The organism is Acidiphilium cryptum JF-5, from assembly GCF_000016725.1.
GTDB classification, from domain to species: Bacteria; Pseudomonadota; Alphaproteobacteria; order Acetobacterales; family Acetobacteraceae; genus Acidiphilium; species Acidiphilium multivorum.
Window position 1 is genome coordinate 154,451 of the sequence record NC_009468.1, and the last position, 19,823, is coordinate 174,273.

The window sequence follows — 19,823 nt, forward strand, 5'->3', positions numbered from 1 at the left end:
CGGTCTGATCAGATGGGCGGGCGAGGGGAACAAAACCATCAGCCAGGGCCGAAAATTCGAATTTATCTCGGCTTGAAGTGCGGCTCCGATACGCAGGGCACTTATTTCGCCGTGGGTGTGGGATTTCCTGACCAATCGGGGATTTTCTGACCAAAATGGGATTTCCCGACCGAGGCGAGCCTGAACTGGAGATCGCGGCGGCAAAACCCGGCTATCTCAACAAGATCTCTCTCCAAAATTCGAATTTAGTCGGTGGAGTCATCTCCAACGGCCTGAGGTCAGACAAAAATATCAAATACTTTCATGGTGTTGCAGAGTTTGTCTGGCTGGTGTGGGAAATGTGGGATTTCCTGACCGCGCATTCCGAGTCGCGCTCCGTCGCCTCCTGAATTTATGGGATTTTCCGACCGAAATAACCCGCCCTGGCATGGCGTGGGAATTTCCGACTGGCCGGAACTGAAGCACCAGCGGGGCGTGGGATTTCTTGACCATCGGAGTCATAAATCCAGCCAGCCGAAAATAATTCGTAATTTCAATAGCTTCCCATACGCTGCCGAGCGGGCCAAGCGTGGGATTTCCTGACCAGCAGAGAATCTTGCCTGCGACATCAGCGTGCGATCCGAAGGTCGAGAAATCCCACATACCGGCAATGGCCCGGGAGGGTGGCGGGCCAGAGACCCCAGTTGCAGGTGTGGGATTTCCTAACTGCCCGGAAAACCCCAAAAAAATCAGGAGGATTCCAAAGCACCGGAGTGCCGGCCAAAGGCGGTCGACAGCCTGGATGACTGGGGCCGATCCACGGTCGAGAAATCCCACAGCGATCAGCAGCCTGAAACTCGGCGATGAATGCCGGTCGAGAAATCCCACACCCCTCATTCAGTGCGCGCAGCCGGCCGAGGTAGCCACTCTCTTTGGGTGTGGGATTTCTCGACCGGCTGAAAAATCCGCGGCACATACATCACGGCGTCAGATTCGCCGCGAATATAAGGATGAGGTGACCGCCTCCAGAGGGTATCAGCCGCAGCCGGGGGCCAGGCCATCTGGGGCAGGCTGGTCGGGAAATCCCACACGCTGCTGTTCCACCCAAGCCTTCACGACCGGGCCTTCGCCGTCGAACCAGCGCCGGAGGGCGTCGACCGAGAACCAACCGAAGTTGTGGTGGCGCTGCTCCATCGGGTTGAGCCAGACGGTCAGGTCGTCCTCGGTCGGACGGGCCGCTGGGTCGGCCTTCCGGCGCTCGATGAATTCCCGGGTCCAGGTCGGCCGGATCCCGAAATAGGCAGGCTTGGCGTTCGGGCCGAACAGCGGATCGGTGCCGCGGCGCTCGGCAAAGCGGGCAGGGAGGCCGGTGGCCTTGAACGTCGCATCGAGGAGGTCCTGATCCTCGTCCTGCTCGCGCAGACGGTCAAGGTCGGCCGGCTGGATCCGTGAGGCAATCACGATGGCCAGGCCACCGCGGCCGAAAGGCGTGAGGGCGCGCGTTGCGCTGAGCGCGATGTCGCAGCCCAGTAACGCGTTGTAGACCGCCTCGAGATCCCGGCGGGCATCTTCACCGAGTGCCCGGACCATGAACGACCGCTCGCTCCAGGCCCCGATGATCCCCGCGTTGTACGCCTTCCAGGCTTCCCGGTCGGCGGCCTTCGAATGGACAGGCAGGACCCGCACCCTGTCGTCCTTGTCCCGCCAGGTCGGCAGAAAGGCGACCAAACGGTTGGCGGCCACGAGGTCGAATCCCTCGTGCCGCGTTGCGAGGCCACCGGTGATGCCGGGCTTGCCGACCAGCTGGGCGACATTGGACGGGTGCGAGCAACAGAGGATCGACTGGTCGAGGTCCGGGCGGTCGCAAAACACCAGTGCCGACCGGCTCGACAGTCCGGATATCCGGTACCGCTCTATGCCGGGCGGAGCCTTGCTGGAGATCCCGAACTCCCGGCGGAGCTCCTCGATCCCGGACTCGTGCTCTGCGCAATAGTCGCCGCCGAGCACCAGACCGCCCACCTCGCTGGCCTCCCCGATCCGGAAGAAGCCCGTGCTTTCCTTGCCTGTCCGTGCCGCGCGCATCGCAAACTCCCTGCCTGAATCGAATTCTGCTCAGCCCAGGCCGAGGCCGAGATCGAGATCGAAGATGGACTCGTGATCCTCGAGAACCGGCGCCGGCGCTTCCGTTTGCTCCTCTCGGATGGGCGCAGGCGGCACCGCGAGGGCGTCGCCGGCGGCGACGCCGTGCTGACGGGTGAACTCGTCCATCACCTGTTCGACGGTGTGGAAGTACCCGGCCTCGCTCCAGTCGGCGCGGTTGCCGACGATGTAGAGGACTTCCTTGGCCCGCGTGACGGCGACGTTCGCGATGTTCGGGCGCCCGCCCGCCCAGCCGCGTGCCCGCTTGAATGCCTCGCCCTGGTGGCCCAGCACGAAGATGACACCTTCCGCCTCGCGGCCCTGGACCTTGTGCACGGTGCCGATCCGTCGGGTCAGCTCGCGGGCCTCGGCGAAGGAGATGCCGATCCCGGCATGGTTCTGAATGACCATGTCGCGCAGCCGGCTCTCGATGATCCGAAAGGGGCTGATGATGTAGAGGTCGAGCTTGCCACCGCGGGCGACGATATCGCGGAGGAGGTTGAAGACGACCATCCCTTCCTGCTCGGACCATTTCTCGTCCACGGGGTCGTGGACATCGATCCAGCGCGACGGCCCGCAGGCATCCCGGATCGCGGAGGGCGAAGGCCGCTTGGCGTTCACCATCAGGCCGCCGTAGCCGATCTGGTTCGAGATCGAGAACATCGGCTCGGCGCACCGTCGATGGGCCAGCAGCGGCATGCCGACCCGGCGCGCGCCGCCCTCGCAGGGGTATTCGGCGAACACTTCGGATGCCCCGTCCGCGAAGGTCTGCACGGACCCCCAGGGCGCCATATCGACCTCATGGTCGATGCCCATCGCCTTTGCGATCTCGACGACCATGGGTTCGTTCAGCGTGACGACGGGCTCGACCTGGATCGGGTCGCCCACAACGAGCGCGTTCCGGCTGCGCTTGATCGCGCCGACCGCCGATTGCGGCGTCGCCTGTCCGGCCTCGTCGATGAACAACCAGCCGATCATCGGCTCTTCAACGTCGCGCAGCATCCTGCGGACGCTGGCGAAGGTGGTCGACAAGACCGGAACCGCGATGAAGAGCGTACTGAGGACAGACTGGACGACTTTCGGCTTCCGCCCGTTAAACCGACCGGCGAGGAGTTCCATCGCCGCCGAGAGGTTGGAGCCGACTTCCGTGGCCGCACCCTCCATAAAGGCGCGGTGAAGATCGATTGCCGCCTCGAACAGATCCTCGCGCTGTCTGTGGTCCGCACCGGAAAGCCACGGCGAAGAGGTATGGAAGTGAAAAGGGTCACTCTGGTCGAGTTCACCGGTCGCCGCCTTGTTTACGTCAGACAGGCTTTTCCTGACCGTGTCGAGCAGCTGCAGGAAGCGATCTCGCTCCCGGTTCCAGCGCTCCAGCGCCGCATGCCGGCCACGCGCGGGCCGGTGTGCCTCAAAGGAGGCGGGGATCCGTTTCGCTCCAGTCTTCTTGTCCACGATGACCGGCGAGCGGCCGGCTGCCAGAGCGAGCTGGTTCCTGAGACCCCAGTCTTCATCAAACCAGAATTGGTCACGAAATTTCGCCCGGTTTGCCGAATTGCCGAGCGCGGCCGAGACCAGCCCCCAGCTCTCGCGCTCATGCAGCCTGGATGCTGTTCCCGGGTAGTATCTGGTTGTCGCATCATCAGCGATCGCGCCATTGTCCGGCCATTCGGTCGAGACGTTCTCGACTGCGCCGTTGTTCGAGGAGGCAACCAGCATCTCGAAGCCGATCAGCTTGGGATCGAGCTCGAACAAGGATGGGTCGGCGCGCCCGGAGGAACGCGCTCCTCCAGATCCGAATACGCGAAAGGCGTGGGAGGGGTGGATGAAATCGCTCATCGCGATAGCGCGACGGACAATCAGCGCCGCGGCCGCGTCCTTCAGCAACGTGGTCTTTCCGGTGCCCGGTGGGCCGTTGACACCGATCACCTTGTTCCGGCGGACCTGCGCGGGGTGCAGCGCATAATTGATGATCGACTGCTGCATGGCGACCAGCTGATTGCGGCCCGCGTGCGGCCACTTCCCCTCCGGGAAAAGCCCGGGGCGCAGCAGCGTGTTGATGGCCTTTGGGTCCTCGAGAATGTTGATCCTACGGACCTGTTCCTTCACGCCGAGATACCGATCGAGGAGAGGCTGCTCGATACCCTTCGCCAGATCGCGGCGGGCGTCGAGCAGGTCGCTGAGAAAAAAGCTGTTCATGATCAGGGCGTCGGGCATTCGCTGTTTCGGCACCGGCGTGCCGTCGGGGCTTACCCTCTGGTAGTAACCGATCACCTTCGCGGGCTTGCTGACCACGTCGGACTCTCGTGATGGCCGTGAGACCAGCTTCTCATCGAACCCCAGGCTGTCGAGCATCCAGTAGTAGATCTCGAGGATGGCAGCCTTGTCGATCGGCTTGTCCTTAAACCGGTCGTCGAACAAATCGCGGAAACTCTTGCTGATGTCAGCGGCGGCATGCTTCCAGCCTGGCATTGCGCCCAGATCCCGGTTCAGCGCGCGCACGAGTCCCCATCCGTACGCCGATACAGAGAAGGGCGAAACTCCGTCCTTGAGATCGAGCGTGCCGTTCGGCGCCACGCGGAGCGTGGCGAGAATCGAAACGCCCGACCCGGCGCCACCATCTCCAAAGCTCTGGCCATAGACCTCCTCGAGCCTGACGGCTGCCTTGGCTTCCGGGATCGACCCGAAGATGACATCATAGGCGAGGTAGCCAGCACGCAAGTTCGGGAACTCTGTCTCCGGATAGCCTTCTTCCCACGGCAGCGCATCTCCGTAGACGAGATCGAGCGCCGCCATGTCGCGCTCGCGGCCCGAGACGATATCCTTCAGGTCCTTCACGGTCTCCGGCGTCAGGACCTCCGCGGCGATCCACGCATCGAGCACCGCCAGGCCCTTCTTCTGCGACGGGCTGAGCTCGACAGGTTGCTCTGCCGGATTGGCAGGTTGAGCCGGCAGGACGGTCAAAACGGACTCATCGTCCTGGGCGGGTTGCCCGGCGGGCGCGGCAGGCGCGGCATGCTGAGACCCGGCCACGCGGATGGGCTGGCCAGTGCCGATCTCGGCCTTGCGGCTTTCCGCGACGATCTCCGCAACCTCGGGGACATCATCGTCTGTCGCGCCGATGAATTGCGTCGGCGGGCGTCTGCGCTGGGTCGTGCTCATACCCAGCAGTATCGGTGCCAGATATGAAAGGGACTAAGGACGGATGCAGCAGGACTTCAGTCGATAAATCCAAATTTATTTCGAATTATCCAACGACTCCTCCAACAAGCCGCGAGCAGGATTCATTGGAATCGGGCCACCGTTTCTCCTATGTCTGATGAGCGGCTGAGATGATGGCCGCGTTCAACTGGGCGCGCCATGAGCAGTAATTCTGACCAGAAAATCGATTTCTCCGCGACATTCGGACTCTCGAAGAGTGTGCCCGCGATGATCGAGGCGCGAGATCATCTCGGCCGGCATTTTCCGACGCGGCCTTGGGAGGACATCCTGCTTGGTGCGGTCCAGCCGCCGGCACCGATCGAGGTCGTGCACTACAGCACTGGAGCGGTCGCGATCTTCTGGACGCGTGGCGCGTCGATCGTCTGCCTGCTCTACCAGGGGGACGGATGCGTCTTCCATGGCCAGGGTTCGGACGGCCGGGACTGCGCCCGGCTTGGGACGATGAGCTATGTCGAGGAGGTGTTGCCTCGCTCTGTGATGCTCGAGATCCTGGCGGTGTGCCGGCAGAAGGGGTGATCGACGAGGCTGGGTCTCGCAGGACGTCCAACACATAATTCACAAAACCGTTGGAAATTTTGCCCAACGGCAACCACAAACACTCTGCACACCGGTCTCCAGTCGCGCATCGCGCGGCGCCATAGCAAGGAGACTTACGATCCATGAACTCTCGCACCATCATCACGTCGTCGGCGCTCATCATGATGCTGGCCGCTGGTAGTGCTCTCGCCCAGACATCTGCCGGAGGCCAGGCCGGTGTCGGCGCCTCTGTGGGTGTCGGAGCAAACGCCGGTGCTGGCGGGCTGGTCGGCAGCACGCTGGGTGCCGCAAGGTCGACGGCCGGGAATGTCGGCAGTGCGGTCGGCTCAACCGCCGCGGGCGTGACGAGCAAGGTGGGCGCACAGGCGAATGGCATGGCAAGATCTGCCGAAGCAACGTCCGCCGATTTCTCGGCGGCCACTATATCCAAGGCGAGATTGGCAACCAGGCAGATCTCTGTTCTCGAGGCACGTGAGCACCGTGAGATCCGGACAGCGAAGACGGCCAGCCGTCGTCGGGCCATCGAAACCAGGGCCCGGGCCGAACGCGCGCGGCTGATCAAGAGCCACGGACTGTCGGTGTCCGAATACGATCGGATCGTGAGCGAGGCCCGGAGCAACCCAAGCCTCGCCAGTCGCATCGGGCTGAGCGTATCTGCAGGTGCCGGCGCGCAGATGAAGTGAGGCGCATTCGATAGCCGGACGGCAGAACGCCCGGGTGCCGTAGCTCCCGGGCGTTTTTTTGTGCGGCCTGTCGGGAGTCCGTATCGCCACAAGATACGATCAAACCGCCAGCAGCTTCCTCGGCTTCAACCTCCTCGCCTCAATCCGCCCCTGGTTCAGGGTTGTCCACGCCTCCTAAGCGCCAGACACCGCGCTGTGGCGATGGCCTCAACCTTATCGCGAACTGCTTTAGCGTCGGCGAATTCGACGGCGAATGCGGGGAGCTGAAGGGTCACCAGGCGCTCTGTGATCCGTGTTGTGAGGGCTTCGAGCGCGGCTTCCGCATCCTCGACGGTCAGACCGATTGTGCGCGCGAGGCGTAGAAAATCCTGGCGCGTCAGCCGATCATCCTTCCCATTCAGTTTCAGGGCCATTCGATCGCCGGCAAGGCTTGGGAAAACCCGTGTGGTCACGGCATCGTAGAGTGGCGCAAAACGGACGGTCGTGAACGTCTTCGCGCCCACATCAGCCGTCTTTAGGACGGCGAGATTCTTCAGGTGCATATCGCCGTCGGCGATCAACCAGGCAAACACCGCGCGTCGGAACAGGATGTTGAGGTCTGCGGCCGGGTCGGTGGAAAGCGGACGCAAGGCGCGCGCCATTCTCTCGATCGTTCCGTCGTATTTCGCCGATGTCGGGAGATCGAGGACGGAGCAAAAATCCTCCATCGCGAGCCGACGCAGATCGTGTGGTCCACGTCTGATGTCGAACCGTTCGACGACCAAGGACGGCGGCATGCCGTCCGGCATCGCAATCAACGCGGCGTCTGGCGTCTCGAACCCTGCGGCGCGCCCAAGTTCGAGGCACAGCCACTCGACGATCGGTAGCATGTCGAAGCCCGCCGCGCCTGTTGGCTTCAGGATGTGGGTGAAGGGCTGATCGATCGCCGGGACAAGGGACCCGTCCTTGGTCAGGCTCATCGGCGCCTTGATCTGGACGCCCGACAAGCGCGGCGTTTCAGAGCGCGCAAAGATGCGCGCCAGATTCTGCTCGAAGGTGTCTTCGATTTCGCCGCGTCCGGGGCCGGCATAGACCCCCGTGAAGCGACCGTCAGCGGCAAAGCTGGAGAGTGGGGTCGACAGCACATCAGCCGGCAGCGTCGCCAACTGATCCCGGTCTTCGACGATGGCGATGTTCGACATGTAGCGTCGACCTCGGCGCAGGGCATCGCGCTCGTCGCGTTCATGCAGGACCTGGGCGAGCCAGCCCTCGGGCAGCAGCGATTCGATGAAGGCCGGCAATTTGCCGGGCGTCGTCCCGCGGATGAGCGCCGGACCAGTGCGCCGCTCAGGTTTCCAGCGCCACTCGAAGCCGTCATGGGTCAAACGACCGACAAGATCCCCGTGCCAGGCAACCAAAAGATTGAGCGCGGCCTTGTTCACGGGCGCCGCGCCTCCGGGTTTGGCGAGGAGGAAGCGTTCTGCGCCCTCACCCTCCCGATACCATTCGTTCTCGCGGGCAAGCGCCCAAACGGCGTCAGCCGCCGCCTGGGGCGTGCCGTGTTCCGCCACCAACCGGGCGGCCATCTGGGCGCGCATCTCGGCGGTGATGGCGCTGGCGTGCTCGCTCCTCAACCGAAAGGCTTCGAGGAAGCGCTGTCGTGGCGACGAAGCGGCGATGCGCAGCTCTCCGAGATCATCGCCAATGACGGCGATCGCCGTCGAGGGGTGGGCCGGAGCCTCATTTTGAATGATTTCCAGGGCCCGCAACCTGGTTCGCTGGTTGCGTCGACCACTGATGAAGAGGCGCCCATCCGGCGTGGGCGCGAGCAGGACAGCGCTGGCGGATGATAGGTAGGCGTTTGGATAGAGGTAATGCGCGATCCGCACGGCGTGGGCTAGGATAGCCGTCTCGGCATCGCCGTCGTGATCCACGTAGACACCACGAACGAGGGGGATCAAGTCACCGCTTTGGGCGCGATGATGCGCCCGTTTGGCGTCTATCGTCTCTCCGACCAAGTGGATTGCCATTGGATTATCCCGCATCTCAGATGCGTGACAATTCCACACTCGACGCCCGGGGGCAAGAATTTTCCCGCATCTGAAATGCACGACAATCCCAAGTCTGCCGTCGTGGACCTCGTCGCCGACCGACGTCTGAGCTGAGCGGGGCCTTAGTACCTGACCGCTCCCCTGGGCCGATCCCGCCCCTAGTTCGGCGTCGCCTTGATCGGGGATGTCCGCGGATGCGGCACGCTCAGGCTGGGCTCGGCGATGATCTTCACCACCCGGTCGCCTTCGCGCATGTTCTGACCGGTGCCGGTGACGCCGAGCGTCTTGGCCTGGACGACCGGAGCCGAGACCTTTCCTTCGTCGTTGAGCTTGCGGTAGCGGATCATGCCGGTGAAGTCGCGGTTCAGCCGGTCGAGGTCGAGGCGGAATATCGTCTCGCCCTCCTGCACGCCCGCCCGCCAGCCAGCCTTCACGTAGTGCTTCCAGACCGCCTCCTCTTCCGAGTTGTGGGGCAGTCCGGCCTCGAAGGGGCGGTGCGGCGCCTGCCAGGTGCGGTAGAGATAGCCGTACCAGAGCGGGGCCGACGGAACAAAGCGTGCCTGGCGGACGATGTCGTAATAGGTGTCGGCCACCCGGATCGTCCGGCCGAAATCGGAGGACTGGTACAGGTTCCGGCTCTCGGAAATCACCGGCGGCAGGATCTGCACGCCGCCCGGCTGATAGGTGACCAGCCGCGAGAAGTCGTAAATCTGGCTGAGACGCGCGGCGTTCGCGCGAAGCTCGCCGTCGATGATCCGGGTCGCCCAGGCCACGCCGCCCTCGGCGCCGTAACGCAGCGCGGTGTCGCGGATGACCGGAAGCTCGACCATCTCTTTCGCGGCTTCCTTGCTTGTCCCCGAGCCATCGCGGTGCATGCGGCTCATCGCCTTGAGGCTCGGAATTGCCTGCCGGGCGGCGTCGCCGGTCTGGACCGGGAACATCGAATCACCGTCATTGATATGGATGCCAACCATGTCCGGCGGGACGGGCTTCGCCGACGCGGCCTTGCCGGGCGCACCCTGCAGGTTCGCGCAGCCGGTCAGCCCAAGGAGGATGACCGCGGCGGGGAGGGCGGCCGATCGGAAACGGATGCGCGCCATGGTCAGGTCCCGGCCGCCTGGTTGACGTCGAACTGGATGGTGCGGGCCGCCGGCGAAACCACTAGCTTGCCGTAGGTGCGGATCCGCGCGCCGATGTCCTGCAGCACGATCGCCGCCGGCACCTTGTTCTTGACCAGGACGATCGTCGGCGGGGTCGCGGGCGTGTGGGTCGGCGGGAGGACCGTGTAGTTGATCTGGGCCGCGAGCTTCCGGATGGCGCCCTCGACCGGCCCGTTCCAGCGGATCGTCACCGGGCGGCGAAGCTGGGCGGGGAGGCGGGCCAGATCGATCTTCGGCAGGGCCGCCTGGACCGGCGCCGCGGGGGCGGCGATGGCGACACCCTTGGGGGTGGCCACCTGCTGCGGGTCGACCGGACCATTGTCGAGCTGGGAGAGTGCCTGACTCGCCTCGGTGAACGCCCGGGCGAGATTGCTTTCAGCCTCGGCCTGGACGGCCTGGGCCTCGGTGGTCATGACGTCTGCGTGGGCGAGTGCCGGCATGCCGGCAACCAGCGCGAGCACGGCGAGAACGGCCTTGGAGCGAATGCGTACCACGCTCTGATCCTTCTGTCGGTGAACTGCCGCTAGAATACAATATTATGCCGGTTATTTTCCACATAAAAAATACCAGCCGCTATCGCACCCGGTTGGGCATCATGAGCGTGATCTCGACCACGAACCGGTGCGGCGGACATGCACCATAATGGCGGCGACGTCGTCACCATTGCGCGGAAGCTTGAAAGGCGGAGAAATGTCGAGATCTGATAAATGTGCAATTTTGCACACCTTGGCAGGTCTCGACATTTCTCCGCAGCGAATAAGTCGAAATTACCCTGCTCTAACCCGAGCCTCTTGTCCTACATTTTGGGATAAAATATTCTGAATTTTGCACCAAAATACCCATGATTTTGAACAGAAATGTCATACATTTTGCACGGAATTATCCTAAATCTTGTCGGCAAATGGTCTATATCTTGCACTTAAATATGCTGACTTTTGCAATCTAATGTCATGCATTTTGGAACGAAGTGCGATTAGGTAACGGGGGGTAGAACAAAATCGGGTGGAAATTCCTCCTCAAACAGCCACCCCTCGCCATAAGCTGAAAACCAGCGCCGGGGCGTCACCGGAAACCAGCAAAATTCGGAATATCAGACGGAAGCGGGAAAACAGCGGAAAATAGCGTAGCAGGGGAGTGGAAATTCGAATTAATCGGAAAATCAGGGCGGGGAAGGGGAGGGGTGAAACGGAAATCGGGTTTCCTGTCGAGGCGGGCGAACGGCATACACACCTAAAATGCACCTTAAAAGACAGCTGCTAAACACCACCCCAACGGCCGCGCATTTCCCAAAATAAAAGCCGGCCCCGGACGGAAATCCAGGGCCGGCTCGGCAGCACGAATGCGGCCTACTGAGGGGTGGGCATATCCTCCGGCACCACTGCCAAGCTCCCGTCCGGTCGCATGAAGGGTGCCGGATTGTCCGACCGGATACGGCTCATGATCCGTTCCACATCGACCCTCGACGGTCGGATCATGATTCCGCCGGTCCCCTTGCCGGTCCACCCATCCCGCTTCCGGCCATAATGCTCGGTCGCCGTCTCAGGCACTGAATGCCCGGCCAGCGCCGCAACCTCGACGGGGCTGTAGATCGTCTTCCAGTTGGCGATCGCCTGGTGGCGGAAGGAGTAGGGGGAGTATTTCGCCGACATCCCTGTGGCTGCCCCGATATGGTTGATCGACTGGCGCAGCCGCCTGATGGTCGGTTCCGTCCCCTCCTTGGCCGCCTGACGCTGGAAGAGTGCCATCGTGTACCGGATGGGCTCGATATCGATCCGGGATAGCGGAGACAGGTCGAGAACCCGCACCAGCCCGTTGGCCCGCCCGTTCGACGCCTTCGCGTTGCAGACGAAGAGCCAGACATTGCGGCCGAACGGCGCGTCTGGGTTCTTCGAAGTCCTCATATCGCAGGTTGCCCACTCCGAGGGCCGCATGCCGGTTCGGATCGCGGCGCGCGCGAAGTGGAACATGGTGCGAGCAGATTCTCCACGCCCCCGATCGAGGCAGAACTGCAGGAGCTTGTTGTAGTCCTCGAGCCGGAAGAACTTCGTCCCCTTGACGCCCTCGGACGCTGCCACCTCTCCGTCATCGGCGCTCACGCCGTCAAGGATTGCAGCTGCTGCCCGCGCCGAAGGGTGCATAGAGTCATACAGATAGAATGCGCTCGCAGCCTTGTATGAACGCCATGTCGAGGAACTGAGGGTCGGTCTCAGGCCGATGAGCCACCGCACAAAGTCGAGCGGGTCGATATGCTCGTCATCGGGTGCATCAAGCGCGTCGTCAGGCATTGGGAGAGCCCCGGGTCGGCAGCTGTATCTGTTCAGAAGGCTGTGAGCGCGCTCACGGTACATCTGCACCGTGGAAGCACTGACCGTCTGTGGGCCACGCCGCTTGTGAAAGCTCTCGACACCGCTCAGCCGCCCGATATGGTCGCTCATTGACCAAACGGCCCGGCGGGACGCGGTCTCGAAGTCAGGACATTCCGACACCTCGACGTCAGGAACAACCTGGGCTTCCGGCGGAACCAGGGACGACACATGGGGCGCCTTCAGTTCCAGGGTCTCCGGAAGGACAGATGTCGAAACACTCGGTTCACGTGCCAGGTCCGGCAAGGCAACATCCGCCGCGCGAGCCGGATCCATCCACTTCGCGGCAGCACGATCAGCTTCCGCGGTATCGCGTCGGCCATTCTGCACGGGCTGGGCATGGCCAACCTTGATGTTCCTGGAGAGGGTGACATCGAGCGGGCTCGCCATGGCAGCGGCCGCTTGCTCCTCGGTTCTGTCTTCAGGCACTGGATCATCCTTCCGGTTTGGTGCGCCAGCCTCATCGGGATGCGCGCAGATGCTCCAGTATATCGAGCGGCGGTGATCCAACCAAAGAATTACTTTCACAATTCGGATTTTGTAAGCTCGCTGAGATCGTGAAAATAATTGATAATTATTTTTGAATTTATATGCTATAAGCATTCCACGGGCGGATTTTCGCCTAGCCAGATCAAGGATCAGGACCGTGACCGCCACAGCCGCCATCCCCGTCGACCGGCCGTCATACCACGAAGGCAAGCGGCTTTACCGCCGCCTGGTCGCCGGCGACCTGTCGCACCTGGCGCCCGTCCTCGCATCCCTGCAACCCCTCGTCGGCGCCGCCGCGGCGGGCCTGGCCGCCCGGCTCATCGAGGCCGGGGTCGATGCGGATGAGCTCCTGGTCCGGGCGGCACTTGCCCATCACGTCCGCCGGCCCGGCTACCTGGAGCGGATGGCCGCGCCGGACAGTATGCGCCACGACCTGGATGGCAATCCGGTCGAGCCGGTGTCAGCGCGCCACCGCGACCATGCGGCTGCGACCCGGAAGGCAATGGGCCCCAGTCTGGCGAAGGCCAGGCAGCAGGCGCGGCGCCGCACGGAGCGGGAGGCCCGCTCGAGATGGCGTGCAACCCCGGCTCCGGTCGTCGAGGTGAAGCAGGCCGGCCGGCGTCGGCTGGCGGCTCCGGCCGGGGCGGGGCAGGGGGCTGTGGCGAGCCTTCGTGATCGGCTGGGCATTGCCGCGCGCCTGTCGTTGGGCTGAACTCCTAGAATAGAACCTCTTCACCGGCCGCCCGCCCGATCCGGTTCGCCGCTCGTCCGAACATCTCCACCTCCCGCGGCGTCATCCCGAGTGCGTTCCCGTATTCCGGTGCGCCGTTCGTGATCGCGAGCCAGAGCAGCTTCAGCTCCTGCCGGCTGAATGCGATCCAGAACGAGCCAGGCGCGGCGGATTGCAACGTGTCGACGGCCTTGCGGGCAGTCCTCTCGGACGGCTGGGACACCACGAACTTGCCGGCAAGCTGCTGCGATAATGCGGCGAGCGACGCGGAAGCTTCGGCGGGGGTCAGTGCGGCTGATTCGGCGGCCATCGGGATCTCCTGTTGGCTTGTTGCTTCCATTCTACCGCGCGGACCGATGAGCCTTAACCTGCCCAGGAGTTCGGGATGCCGGCGAGGTCACCTGGCGCACGCTGCCGTTTCGGGCCTCTCCATCAGAAAACCCTCCATTCCAGTGGGCATTTATTCTGGATTTTTGCTCCAAAGTATCCATCATATTGGGTGTCAAATATGATCGCGCCCACCCGGCCGGCCGATCTGATCTGGAGGTCCACGACTATGCCAAAGCTCAGCCCCCTGTCGCGCGAGGAAATGATGAGACTGCGGACCCAGTTGGCCGACGACGTCGAGGCCGGCGGCCTGCCCCTATCGCTGGCCGTCCGACGGATGCGCAAGGCGATCGGCTTCACGCAGGTGCAATTCGCCAAAGCCATGCGGCTCACGACCCGCCAGATCTGGGAGATCGAAAACGGCAAGGCGAATCCGTCGCTCGAGACGATGAACAAGCTCGCCCACCCGTTCGGGTTCCGGGTCGGCTTCATCTCCCGGCATCGAGCCGCCGCGATGGAAGAGGCGGATCGAGCGCCCTGAGGGCTCTCAAGACTGGGGTCAGCCAGGTTCGTGGGGAATTCCGCCCACAGATCAGTCGCCCCCGGATCAGCCCGGGCTGATACTTAGCGCCTTGGCCACGAGCGGCTGAGCCCACGCGACGGTCGCCGACAACTCGCCGCCCTTCGGAATCAGCATCTCCCGGTTTTGCACGCGGAAAACCTCCCGTGGCGCCGGCGATCCGTCCGCTGACTGGTGAGAGTTGTCCCAGACCCGCATTTCAGCCCGCGTCCCGATGAATTTGAGGAGATTGGTCCTGCTGTTGTCGTATCGCTCGCGGATCTTCCGCTCCGGGATGTCGTGCCCACCCCGGGCCACCCGCTCAGCCACGCGCTGGATGTGGAGATCCACCGAGGCAAGGCCGACATAGAAGATCAGGACCCGACGCTCGAGCGCGAGAGCACGCAGCAGCTCCATCGTGATGCTTGCACCGCCAAGCGTTGTCTCGAAGGCGAAGTTGAGATTCTGGTCGATCGCTCGCTGAAGCCCCTCGTAACCGAGCCCCCATGCTCGCGCGTTTGCCTGCTCGGTACCAAGCCCGATCGCCATGAAACTCCGCGCCTGTTCGTCGGGATTATAGTATGCGCCGCCAAGGCTCCGGATCAGCGGACCAACGATTGAGCTCTTGCCGGCGCCGTTGGTCCCTGCCGCGACGATGATCCGGCCGACCTTAGCGGCCAACACCCGAACCCGACCGGTGACCGGGCGCCCTTCTGCGCGTCCGCCGATAGGCGTCCACCGCTGCCTTTGGCAGGTCCTCCGCAGTCAGTGCCTCCAGCCTCTCATACGCCGCTTCGGATCGATCCGACTGCATATCCTGGAACATCTGGTTGAAGGATTCCTGCATGCGAGCCAACTCGCCGACCGGAACCGTGCCCGCCGCCTTGACCGCCTCGTAGAGGTCCGGCGAGATGACCACGAATTCGAGCTTACCGTGTCGGGTCACTTCGACAGGTGCCCGCCTGGCCTGTTCCCCGAGCTTTGCGAAGCTGCTCCGAGCGGCACTGGCCTCGATGACGGCTGACTTGCTCATGTGAACCTCGCAATTCCACTTTTGTCCAAAATTACCCGTTCTGTACGATATAGGCAATCGGTGTCGGCTTGCGAGTCCGTGGGTATCGACACGGCTCCGGATCGCCCTCCGGCCACGGGCCGACAATGTCCGTCAAGTGCTCGCCGATCGCCATGAAACTGTCGTTCGTTACGCATATGGAACACGCGACCTCGGGCAAGTACCTGCTCCGGCTAGAGATCTAGGCGCTCATAGAGACTGCCGTCCGACGTCGGTTGGATATGCGCCGGCGAAGGGCGTGCTGGCGATTGCCGCAGACGCCGGTCGACGTCGTGCCATGGCACTGAACCAGGAATTCTCAGTACGATCGAAACGACCACACTTGACATAATGGTCGATCGATGTTTTGCGTTCTGAATTCAGAATGCGGTATTTGTCACACCCAAGGTGACTGGTCAGTTCATCGAAAACGACACTTGCAGACGGGGCGAGCCATACGATTTTTGATGTCACTCGGAAGCCGGACCATATCTGTTTGGCCGCGGGCCGCCTCGCGACGCCAGAAGGCTGATCACCCTCACCCAGGTCACCCCGGTAAAGACGGTCAGGACCAACAAAATCTCGCCCTGCCAATGGGTTTCCTGGTGTCGGGACAGCAGACGCATCCATTCCTCGCTCACCATGATCAGGGCGGCGAACAGCACATAGAACACCACGATCAGCCAGCCTGATCGGCCGACATCGTGCAGGCGCCGCACCTCCAGCGGGATCGTCGGCACCAGCAATATCAGGGAGACCAGTGTCACCAGCACAAGCATCGGCACCCCTTGCCCTATCGGCGGGGGCATCAAGACCAGCCTGATGAATGCGAACGCGCCTCGCACAAGCGTGGCGAACAAGAAGAACCACCAGAATTCGGATCGGGACGCCCGGCCGGAATACCGGGACCATCCCACCGAACCCCGCTTCACGGATTCAGTGAAGGTCATTACGGCTATCCATCCTGGCCACACGCCTATCATCAGGCCGGCGGATCGGAAAGCCCGACCGGCAGTCAACGTTCAGTGAATATTAAAGCCGTAGCAGCGAAGACAGGGTCGAACACCCTGAACCTTTCCGTCTAACTGAGCATCCAGGTGGCCGATGGGGATTGATACGGGTCTCTAAGCCGCATGCAAACTACATACATATTAGTCGACGTGGCTGACGCCGGCGAGGTGTTCCATCCGTTCCGTATCCGCACCGAGTTCGGCGGCGGAGCCGTCATAGACGACCTCGCCGTCGGACAGCACATAGGCGCGGTCGGCGAGCTGGAGGGCGAGATGCGCGTTCTGCTCGACCAGCAGGATCGACATCCCCTCGCCTTTCATCCGGCCGATCGTGCGCATCACTTCCTGCACGATAACCGGGGCAAGCCCCTGGGAGGGTTCGTCGAGGATCAGGAACTTGGGGTTGAGCAGCAGCGCGCGGGCGATGGCCAGCATTTCCTGCTCGCCGCCGGAGAGTCGCCCGCCCTTGCTCGTCTTGCGCTCCTCAAGCCGCGGAAACAGCTTGTAGATCGTCTCGATGGTCCAGGGCCCCTTGGTCTCGGGGGGAACGAGCAGGTTCTCGTGCACCGTCATGTGCCCGAAGATCTTGCGGCCCTCGGGAACATAGCCGACGCCGGCATTGGCGATGCGATGGGAGGCGGCCTTGGTCACATCCTTGCCGAACAGCTTGACGTTGCCATCGCGGGGCGGGGTGAGGCCCATGACGCTGCGCATCGTGGTGGTCTTGCCGGCGCCGTTGCGGCCGAGCAGGGCGATCAGCTCGCCCTGGTTCACCTTCAGCGAGACGCCGTGCAGGATATGGCTCTTGCCGTAATAGGTCTGCAGGCCCTCGGCTTCGAGAACGGCACTCATGCGGCGGTCTCCTCGATGGCGGTTCCGAGATAGGCGCTCTGGACGCGCGGGTTGGCGGAGATTTCCGCCGCCGTGCCCTCGGCGAGGAAGGTGCCGTTGTCGAGCACGGTGATGCGGTCGGCGATGCCGAAGACGATCGCCATGTCGTGCTCGACGAAGAGCATGGTGATGCCCTGGTCCTTGTTGAGCCGGCGGATCAGGTCGGTCATGTGGTGCGTTTCCTCATCCCCCATGCCGGCGGTCGGCTCGTCGAGCAGGAGCAGGCGCGGATGGCGCGACAGGGCGATGCCGATTTCCACCACGCGCTGGTCGCCATGCGACATCTCGCCGACGATGCGGTCCGCCTTGTTGGCGATGCGGGTGACCTGGAGCAGCTCGTCCACCTTTTCATCGACCTTCGCGCGCGCCGCCCGCGAGATCCAGGGGCGGAGCTGCAGGCCCATCGCCGTTTCCACCGCGACGCGGATGTTTTCGTAGACCGAGAGCGAGAGGAAGACCTGGGTGATCTGGAAGGTGCGGATGATGCCGCGGCGGACCAGATCGTTCGGGCTGACCGCGGTGATCGGCTGGCCGTCGAAGATGATCTGGCCCTCGGTGGGCGGGAAGAAACCGCTGATCAGGTTGAACAGCGTGGTTTTGCCCGCGCCGTTCGGCCCGATGATGGCGCGCAGCTCGCCCGGCTCGACCGCGAGCGAAATGTCCTTCAGCGCCTGCAGCGCGCCGAAGCGGCGGCCGACATGTTCGAGTTTCAGAAGGCTCACGACCGCGCCCTCCCCTTGATGAAGCCGAGCAGGCCCTGCGGGAAGAACAGCACCGACAGGACGAAGATCAGGCCGATGAAGCTCATCCAGTTCTGGGTCACGCTGGAGAGGTAGTCCTGCGCCGCGATGTAGATGACGGCGCCGAGGAACGGCCCCCAGAAGCTGCGCATGCCGCCGAGCACGCAGATGACGACGAAGGAGCCGGAGAGCTGCCATTGCAGGTCGTCCGGCGAGGCGAAGGCGGTCAGCATCGCGTTCAGGCTGCCGGCGAGCGCGGTGATGAAGGCCGAGATCGCGAAGGCGACCCAGACCTGCTTGTCCACCGCGACGCCGAGAAAGCGCAGGCGGGTGGTGTTCTCGCGGGTGGCGACGAAGGCATGGCCCATCGGCGAGCGGAGGATCTGCCAGACGACGAGCATGACCACCGCGAATAGCGCCAGCACGACATAATAGAAGCGCGCCGGGCCGAGATTGATGGCTTCGCCGCCGAGATGCAGCGGCACGCGGGAGAAGCCGGTCAGACCATCCTCGCCGCCGGTGACGGTGTTCCAGCGCACCGCGAGGAAGTAGAACATCTGGCCGAAGGCGATGGTGATCATCGCGAAGTAGATGCCCTTGCGCTTCATCACCATCGGCCCGACCAGGATGCCGCCGATGCCGCCGAGCAGCGTGCCGGCGATGAGGGCGAGCGGCATCGAGGGAATGACATGGATGATGAACAGGCCGGTGCCATAGGCGCCGAGGCCGAAATAGGCCGCATGGCCGAAGGACAGGCCGCCGGTGTAGCCGAGCAGCAGGTTCAGCCCGGTCGCGGCCATCGCGTAGACCAGCACGCGGGAGGCGAGATCGGTGAAACCGCCGATCGCGGGCAGCCAGATCGGGACGAAGAGCAGGGCGAGCCAGATGATCGCTGCCGAAATCTCGCGCCCGCCGATCGAGGGCGCGGGCCGCGTGGCCGGCTTGGTGTCGAGTGCAGTGCTCATTCGAACAGACCTTCCTGGCCGAGCAGGCCGCGGGGGCGGATGACCAGGACCACCGCCATGATGACGTAGATGACGACTTCCTGCGCGACCGGGTAGAAGGCCGCGGTGAGGCCGGAGGCGATGCCGATGATCAGCCCGCCGAGTACGCTGCCCATCAGGCTGCCGACGCCGCCGACGATGATGGCGACGAAGGCTGGCATGATCAGCGAATCACCGATCGTCGGCGACAGGCCGAGCTGGCCGGCGGCGAGGATGCCGGCGACGCCGGCAAGGAAGATGCCGATGCCGAAATTCACCGCGCGCAGAAAGAAGATGTTCACGCCGAGAGAGGAGATGGTTTCGAGATCGGCATTGCCGGCGCGGATGCGGATGCCGATGCGGCTGAACCGCAGCACCGCGAACAGCGCGCCGGTGACCAGCACGGTGATCAGGATGACCACGATGCGGAAGCCGGTGAGAAAGAACATCGAGGAGCTGAGCGGCGAGTTGAGGTAGTTCGGCAGGGCGAAGGGCTGCCCGATCGAGCCCCAGATGGTGCGGATCATGTCCTGCATGATCATCGCGAGGCCGAAGGTCAGCAGCAGCGAGAACAGCGGATCGCGCCCGTAGAGCGGGCGGATCAGCACCCGTTCGGTCACGACCCCGACCACCACCGCCAGCAGCGGGGCGACGAGGAGCCCGCCCCAGAAGCCGATATAGGGTTCGAGGGTAAAGGCGAGATAGCCTCCGAGCGCCATGAAGGTGCCATGGGCGAAATTGATGATGCCGTTCAGGCCGAGGATCAGCGACAGTCCCAGCGCCATGAGCGCATAGAAGATGCCGACCACCAACCCGTTGAAGGCGCTGTAGACAAGCAGAGTTTCCACGGATCTTACTTCATATCTGGCGCCCGCGGGCGCGGCTGGAGACGAGGTCGCGCGGCGGATGCGGCGAACCGGCCCACGACTTTCG

The 19,823-nt window shown here is 63.4% G+C and carries 19 protein-coding genes; 5 read left to right on the forward strand and 14 right to left on the reverse strand.

Annotation, left to right across the window (positions count from 1 at the left end):
• Positions 1-155: 155 nt before the first annotated feature.
• Positions 156-389 (forward strand): hypothetical protein, encoded by a 234-nt coding sequence (locus ACRY_RS19470; protein WP_155856309.1) that lies wholly within the window; start codon positions 156-158, stop codon positions 387-389.
• Positions 390-1,014: 625 nt separating this feature from the next.
• Here the strand turns inward: ACRY_RS19470 and ACRY_RS01565 are convergent.
• Positions 1,015-2,061, reverse strand: a complete 1,047-nt coding sequence (locus ACRY_RS01565; RefSeq protein WP_011930608.1) for a hypothetical protein — start codon at positions 2,059-2,061, stop codon at positions 1,015-1,017.
• Between the two features lie 30 nt (positions 2,062-2,091).
• Positions 2,092-5,277, reverse strand: a complete 3,186-nt coding sequence (locus ACRY_RS01570; RefSeq protein WP_011930607.1) for a DEAD/DEAH box helicase — start codon at positions 5,275-5,277, stop codon at positions 2,092-2,094.
• Positions 5,278-5,475: 198 nt separating this feature from the next.
• On the opposite strand from ACRY_RS01570, the gene ACRY_RS01575 reads away from it, so the two are divergent.
• Complete coding sequence (locus ACRY_RS01575; RefSeq protein WP_011930606.1) at positions 5,476-5,853, forward strand: hypothetical protein; 378 nt, start codon at positions 5,476-5,478, stop codon at positions 5,851-5,853.
• Positions 5,854-5,996: 143 nt separating this feature from the next.
• Complete coding sequence (locus ACRY_RS18075; protein WP_011930605.1) at positions 5,997-6,557, forward strand: DUF4168 domain-containing protein; 561 nt, start codon at positions 5,997-5,999, stop codon at positions 6,555-6,557.
• 155 nt (positions 6,558-6,712) lie between these two features.
• On the opposite strand, the gene ACRY_RS01585 is transcribed toward ACRY_RS18075, so the two are convergent.
• From ACRY_RS01585 to ACRY_RS19475, 4 genes are all read right to left on the reverse strand, one after another.
• The gene (locus ACRY_RS01585; protein ID WP_011930604.1) at positions 6,713-8,566 is read right to left on the reverse strand and encodes a HipA domain-containing protein; all 1,854 of its coding nucleotides are present in this window, start codon (positions 8,564-8,566) and stop codon (positions 6,713-6,715) included.
• 179 nt (positions 8,567-8,745) lie between these two features.
• On the reverse strand, positions 8,746-9,687 hold the full coding sequence (locus ACRY_RS01590) for a type IV secretory system conjugative DNA transfer family protein (protein ID WP_011930603.1): 942 nt from the start codon (positions 9,685-9,687) through the stop codon (positions 8,746-8,748).
• A gap of 2 nt (positions 9,688-9,689) precedes the next feature.
• Positions 9,690-10,241 (reverse strand): DotD/TraH family lipoprotein, encoded by a 552-nt coding sequence (locus ACRY_RS01595; protein ID WP_011930602.1) that lies wholly within the window; start codon positions 10,239-10,241, stop codon positions 9,690-9,692.
• A gap of 852 nt (positions 10,242-11,093) precedes the next feature.
• Positions 11,094-12,539: a site-specific integrase gene (locus ACRY_RS19475; RefSeq protein WP_043508918.1), complete on the reverse strand. Its 1,446-nt coding sequence runs from the start codon at positions 12,537-12,539 to the stop codon at positions 11,094-11,096.
• A gap of 217 nt (positions 12,540-12,756) precedes the next feature.
• Here ACRY_RS19475 and ACRY_RS01605 point away from each other — a divergent pair, with 217 nt between their 5' ends.
• Complete coding sequence (locus tag ACRY_RS01605; protein WP_011930600.1) at positions 12,757-13,311, forward strand: ProQ/FINO family protein; 555 nt, start codon at positions 12,757-12,759, stop codon at positions 13,309-13,311.
• Between the two features lie 4 nt (positions 13,312-13,315).
• On the opposite strand, the gene ACRY_RS01610 is transcribed toward ACRY_RS01605, so the two are convergent.
• Entirely contained in the window at positions 13,316-13,639 is a 324-nt protein-coding gene (locus ACRY_RS01610; RefSeq protein ID WP_011930599.1) for a hypothetical protein, read from the reverse strand.
• Positions 13,640-13,837: 198 nt separating this feature from the next.
• On the opposite strand from ACRY_RS01610, the gene ACRY_RS01615 reads away from it, so the two are divergent.
• Entirely contained in the window at positions 13,838-14,197 is a 360-nt protein-coding gene (locus tag ACRY_RS01615) for a helix-turn-helix domain-containing protein (RefSeq protein ID WP_011930598.1), read from the forward strand.
• A 66-nt stretch (positions 14,198-14,263) separates the two neighbouring features.
• Here the strand turns inward: ACRY_RS01615 and ACRY_RS01620 are convergent, their stop codons facing one another.
• From ACRY_RS01620 to ACRY_RS01650, 7 genes are all read right to left on the reverse strand, one after another.
• A complete protein-coding gene (locus ACRY_RS01620; RefSeq protein WP_011930597.1) occupies positions 14,264-14,899 on the reverse strand; it encodes a hypothetical protein in 636 nt (211 codons plus the stop codon).
• Entirely contained in the window at positions 14,886-15,248 is a 363-nt protein-coding gene (locus ACRY_RS01625) for a type II toxin-antitoxin system Phd/YefM family antitoxin (RefSeq protein WP_011930596.1), read from the reverse strand. The genes ACRY_RS01620 and ACRY_RS01625 overlap by 14 nt, the downstream gene beginning before the upstream one ends.
• Positions 15,249-15,736: 488 nt before the next feature.
• Complete coding sequence (locus tag ACRY_RS18080; protein WP_011930595.1) at positions 15,737-16,216, reverse strand: DUF805 domain-containing protein; 480 nt, start codon at positions 16,214-16,216, stop codon at positions 15,737-15,739.
• 201 nt (positions 16,217-16,417) lie between these two features.
• Entirely contained in the window at positions 16,418-17,128 is a 711-nt protein-coding gene (locus ACRY_RS01635; RefSeq protein ID WP_011930594.1) for an ABC transporter ATP-binding protein, read from the reverse strand.
• The gene (locus ACRY_RS01640; protein WP_011930593.1) at positions 17,125-17,889 is read right to left on the reverse strand and encodes an ABC transporter ATP-binding protein; all 765 of its coding nucleotides are present in this window, start codon (positions 17,887-17,889) and stop codon (positions 17,125-17,127) included. The genes ACRY_RS01635 and ACRY_RS01640 overlap by 4 nt, the downstream gene beginning before the upstream one ends.
• Positions 17,886-18,872 carry a branched-chain amino acid ABC transporter permease gene (locus ACRY_RS01645; protein ID WP_011930592.1) on the reverse strand — a complete coding sequence of 329 codons (987 nt, stop codon included), beginning with the start codon at positions 18,870-18,872 and terminating at the stop codon, positions 17,886-17,888. Before ACRY_RS01645 ends, ACRY_RS01640 begins: the two co-directional genes overlap by 4 nt.
• Positions 18,869-19,738, reverse strand: coding sequence for a branched-chain amino acid ABC transporter permease (locus ACRY_RS01650; RefSeq protein WP_011930591.1), 870 nt, complete (start codon positions 19,736-19,738; stop codon positions 18,869-18,871). Before ACRY_RS01650 ends, ACRY_RS01645 begins: the two co-directional genes overlap by 4 nt.
• Positions 19,739-19,823 lie beyond the last annotated feature (85 nt).

Bases quoted from the DNA above. Each gene is read 5' to 3' on its own strand.
- ACRY_RS19470 (WP_155856309.1), top strand. From the start codon at position 156: ATGGGATTTCCCGACCGAGGCGAGCCTGAACTGGAGATCGCGGCGGCA.
- ACRY_RS01565 (WP_011930608.1), bottom strand. From the start codon at position 2,061: ATGCGCGCGGCACGGACAGGCAAGGAAAGCACGGGCTTCTTCCGGATC.
- ACRY_RS01570 (WP_011930607.1), bottom strand. From the start codon at position 5,277: ATGAGCACGACCCAGCGCAGACGCCCGCCGACGCAATTCATCGGCGCG.
- ACRY_RS01575 (WP_011930606.1), top strand. From the start codon at position 5,476: ATGAGCAGTAATTCTGACCAGAAAATCGATTTCTCCGCGACATTCGGA.
- ACRY_RS18075 (WP_011930605.1), top strand. From the start codon at position 5,997: ATGAACTCTCGCACCATCATCACGTCGTCGGCGCTCATCATGATGCTG.
- ACRY_RS01585 (WP_011930604.1), bottom strand. From the start codon at position 8,566: ATGGCAATCCACTTGGTCGGAGAGACGATAGACGCCAAACGGGCGCAT.
- ACRY_RS01590 (WP_011930603.1), bottom strand. From the start codon at position 9,687: ATGGCGCGCATCCGTTTCCGATCGGCCGCCCTCCCCGCCGCGGTCATC.
- ACRY_RS01610 (WP_011930599.1), bottom strand. From the start codon at position 13,639: ATGGCCGCCGAATCAGCCGCACTGACCCCCGCCGAAGCTTCCGCGTCG.
- ACRY_RS01615 (WP_011930598.1), top strand. From the start codon at position 13,838: ATGATCGCGCCCACCCGGCCGGCCGATCTGATCTGGAGGTCCACGACT.
- ACRY_RS01625 (WP_011930596.1), bottom strand. From the start codon at position 15,248: ATGAGCAAGTCAGCCGTCATCGAGGCCAGTGCCGCTCGGAGCAGCTTC.
- ACRY_RS18080 (WP_011930595.1), bottom strand. From the start codon at position 16,216: ATGACCTTCACTGAATCCGTGAAGCGGGGTTCGGTGGGATGGTCCCGG.
- ACRY_RS01635 (WP_011930594.1), bottom strand. From the start codon at position 17,128: ATGAGTGCCGTTCTCGAAGCCGAGGGCCTGCAGACCTATTACGGCAAG.
- ACRY_RS01645 (WP_011930592.1), bottom strand. From the start codon at position 18,872: ATGAGCACTGCACTCGACACCAAGCCGGCCACGCGGCCCGCGCCCTCG.